General features: G+C 53.5%; 2 protein-coding genes. Both read right to left on the bottom strand.

Annotated elements, in window-relative coordinates; all coding sequences use genetic code 11:
• Positions 1–94: 94 nt before the first annotated feature.
• The gene (locus G582_RS0113260) at positions 95–487 is read right to left on the bottom strand and encodes a hypothetical protein (RefSeq protein ID WP_156880555.1); all 393 of its coding nucleotides are present in this window, start codon (positions 485–487) and stop codon (positions 95–97) included.
• Positions 488–1052: 565 nt separating this feature from the next.
• Positions 1053–2021 carry a hypothetical protein gene (locus G582_RS18110; protein ID WP_156880553.1) on the bottom strand — a complete coding sequence of 323 codons (969 nt, stop codon included), beginning with the start codon at positions 2019–2021 and terminating at the stop codon, positions 1053–1055.
• Between the last annotated feature and the right edge of the window lie 1412 nt (positions 2022–3433).

Genomic DNA, 3433 nt, shown 5'->3' with positions numbered 1-3433 from the left:
CGAAGCCGACAACACTGGAAAGCTTTTCCCCAGGCCTAACACCTGAATTAAGCCGCGCCGCGAAGCGGCGTCGGCTTGAATGAATTGTTAGGCTTCACGCCCGGCCACCCTGCACATGCTCTCGGAAGCCTTGCGTGGCCTCAGAGGTGAGAGATAAAAGTTCTGTCTCATGAACATGGACGGCGGTGATTCCGCGGCGCTTGGCCTCCGAGGAGAACGTAGTTTGGAATTGCCCCTTCGGGAGCAGAAGGGTGGCAGGGGTGCCACCGCTGCGCTCCAGGCATGAACTGAATAATTTACGCACTTCAAACACGGAAGGCTCGGCCTGCGCAACAGACACGAAAGCAGTGCCAAAGATGAAGCCGCTTGCAGCGTCCATGAGTGCGATGCAATTGAAATCTCCGTCTTGCTCGGTGCGAACGGGAGCATCATTGAGTTGGAACACAACCCAAGCCTCGTCTTCTTCAAATTGGTTGGGTTCTAGCATGAACTTTCCATGTGAAGCCTAACACCTGAGTTAAGCCGCGCCGCGAAGCGGCGTCGGCTTGAACGAATTGTTAGGGCCGACGTTACGGTCGAAGCGGCGGAATCGCAAGCAGTAACGCCGCGCACGAAGCGGGAGCCGCTGACCGAAAGGCGAGCCACACGCAGGCCGAGGCTGGGAGAGCCGAAGCCAGAGCGCCGCCCAACCGAAGCAACGAACACTGGTTAGCGAATGCGCAAAGGCAAGCACCGCGCGGCGGGAGGAGACCCGAGCGCGAACCCGAAGATCAACTCACACGCTTGGCGGCGGCGCACCTGTGCTATCCGAAGCGATGCGTCCGAAGCGAGAACAGCAGTTCACGAGCGGCTGACCAACGGCGACCCAGCAAAACGCAAGAAACCCAGAACGCAATGAAATTGCCGAAGCCGGCGACATTGGAAAGCTTTTTCCCAGGCCTAACACCTGAGTTAAGCCGCGCCGATTTGCGGCGGCGGCACAGTCACAATTTTAACGGGGCTTTGCCGACGCCGCGAAGCGGTGTCGGCTTGAACGAATTGTTATGCTGCAACTAATTTTGTATTTTGTTGAGAAGAAACAGAAGCTGATCCGATGTTTCTGATTCGTTCCAGCCACTTACCTGGCCTATAACTTTTCCATTTTCGAATACATAAAAATTTGGAATAACTGAAAAATCAATCTCTGGCCATTCAGAGGTATCGAACGCCATTTGAATAGGCTGGGAAGGATAAGTGTTATTCCATTCTTCCATTTTCTCCAGATCCAGATCGGATGTAGGAGGCATGAGCCAAAGTGCATCCCCATCGTTGAACAGTTTCAGCAACTTACTGTTTGAAAATATATCGCGAATAGCTTTCGATGCGACATTGCAGCCGGATACGACAACTATCCTCGTCCGTCTATCAACGTCAGTACTTTTGACAATGGCGCTGTGGTCTTCATCAATAGCTATGACTCTACGGCCATAAGATGGCAAGGACTTTATTGAGGGTGACAGCTCTGATGAGGAAGTTGCGGCTAAATCCTTCGCAATTTGGAACTGTCTTGCGGAGATGTTCGTTCTTATCGCCGCTCTGTAATGCGCCGCCTCCGCCAGCCCCCTCTTTTCCAACTCAGCAATTACCAAGTTGACAGTGCTGACGTAGCGGAGAGATCCTGCTCTTCCCTTTAGAAGGCTGTAGTTTGAAAGCATGTCAGCGGCCTTGAACAAGCTAATTAAGAAATCATCTGGCAGATGTGTGATTTTTCCCTCTTGTTTTGCGTAAGTACGTTCATACTCTGCCGAGAGCATTGCTAGTTTGTCAGCCGGTGCCAAAGAGTGATCTTTGTTAATAACATTAAGGTCGTCTAGGGGTAATTGGGCGAGTGCAGGGGATGACAGGGCAGCTAGAAAGGTATATGCGGCTATAAATATGCTTGCTCTAAGCATGGGCAACTCCATTTGTGAAAGGCCCGGCCAGACAGGCCGGACCCAATTCCAATTAAGCGCAGCGTGGGTTGCAGTTACTCCCATATTCATATACGCATCGACTTACCGGTGTTTGACTCCCGTCGACGATGCATGCGGCATTTTCAATCGTGTCGTGACGGATTGAAGGCGTCGGCGAGATTAGAAGAATATTCTCCTCGTTTCTGTTTTTTGCTGAAACTCCAGGGATGGATGCAATTGCTCCTTGTTCCCCGAATAGACTCAGAATTTTGTAAGAATCTTCTACGCTTAAAGTGCTCAGCTCTTTCCACGAGTAGGATGCTAAGCCGTGATTTGTGAAGACTAGGCTGCTTATGAACCTTTCGCGTAGCGGCTTCCTCAAAGCAAACAAGGGTGACTTGATGCCGCTGCGCAGGTATGCGTCCAAATCTGCCTTAGACTGAATGGGAGCCACAGCGCGATCCACTTCAATTTGGATGGAGCTTACTTCTTGCAGTAGATCGCGGTCACGATTTGCGCTTTTGTCAGCCGCTGTGGCGTATGAGCTAATTGAAACCAATGCTACGCAAGTAATCATCTTCCAGTTCAAAGCATGATCCTCCTTATCCGCCGTGGTTTTATTCCATCAGGTGGCGGTGATCCTGACGGTTGCAGCATAACACCTAAGTTAAGCCGAATTGCAGCGCGTAGCCGGACACATGGCAAGCTCTTTCTGCCATGTGGCTGGCGTAGCGATGCAATTTCGGCTTGAACGCATTGTTAGGCGCCCATCATCCGTATGTGGAGCCGTAAACCGAGAACCAAGCACACTAAGAAAGCGATGATCGGCAGCACACTCGCTTGAATGACGTCCCATTTGTATGGGTGATCCTTCTTCGTCCGCTTGAGGTGAATCTGCCGAAACACGAAGAAGAACGACGCGGCCATGCCAGCGAGTGACACTGTACGAATGTACATGTCCCAAGATTGCCACACCGCAATCGCTACGGTGATTGCAGCGAGCAAAGAAATGCAGGCCGTGGTCGTGGAAAGTAAGTCCGGCTTTGGGGGTGGAAATCCGTGCATCTTGCGTGTCCTCCATGATGGTTGGGAAAGCCGTCGGTAGGCGCCTAACACCTGAGTTAAGCCGCGCCGCGAAGCGGCGTCGGCTTGAACGAATTGTTAGGGCCGACGTTACGGCCGAAGCGGCGGAACCGCAAGCAGCAGTGCCACGCACGACACGGGAGCCGCTACCCGAAAGCCGAGCCACACGCAGGCCGAGGCTGGAAGAGCCGAAGCCAGAGCGCCGCCCGGTCGAAGCGAGAACACTGGCCCGCGAAAGCGCAACGGCAAGCACAGCAAGGCGCGACCACAACCGAGCGCGAAGACGAAGGTCAACCCATGCGCTTGGCGGCGGCGCACCCGCGCTGTCCGAAGCGATGCGTCCGAAGCGAGAAGTGGAACGCGCGAAGCACCGACCGACGCCGACCCAGCAAAACGCAAGAAGCGCAGAGCGCGATGCA

Origin of the sequence: Thermomonas fusca DSM 15424, assembly GCF_000423885.1 — a bacterium.
In the GTDB taxonomy this organism is placed as follows: domain Bacteria; phylum Pseudomonadota; class Gammaproteobacteria; order Xanthomonadales; family Xanthomonadaceae; genus Thermomonas; species Thermomonas fusca.
The sequence above is the reverse complement of the archived record's forward strand: the minus strand, read 5'-3'. Positions and strand labels throughout refer to the sequence as shown.

Bases quoted from the DNA above. Each gene is read 5' to 3' on its own strand.
- G582_RS0113260 (WP_156880555.1), bottom strand. From the start codon at position 487: ATGCTAGAACCCAACCAATTTGAAGAAGACGAGGCTTGGGTTGTGTTC.
- G582_RS18110 (WP_156880553.1), bottom strand. From the start codon at position 2,021: ATGAATATGGGAGTAACTGCAACCCACGCTGCGCTTAATTGGAATTGG.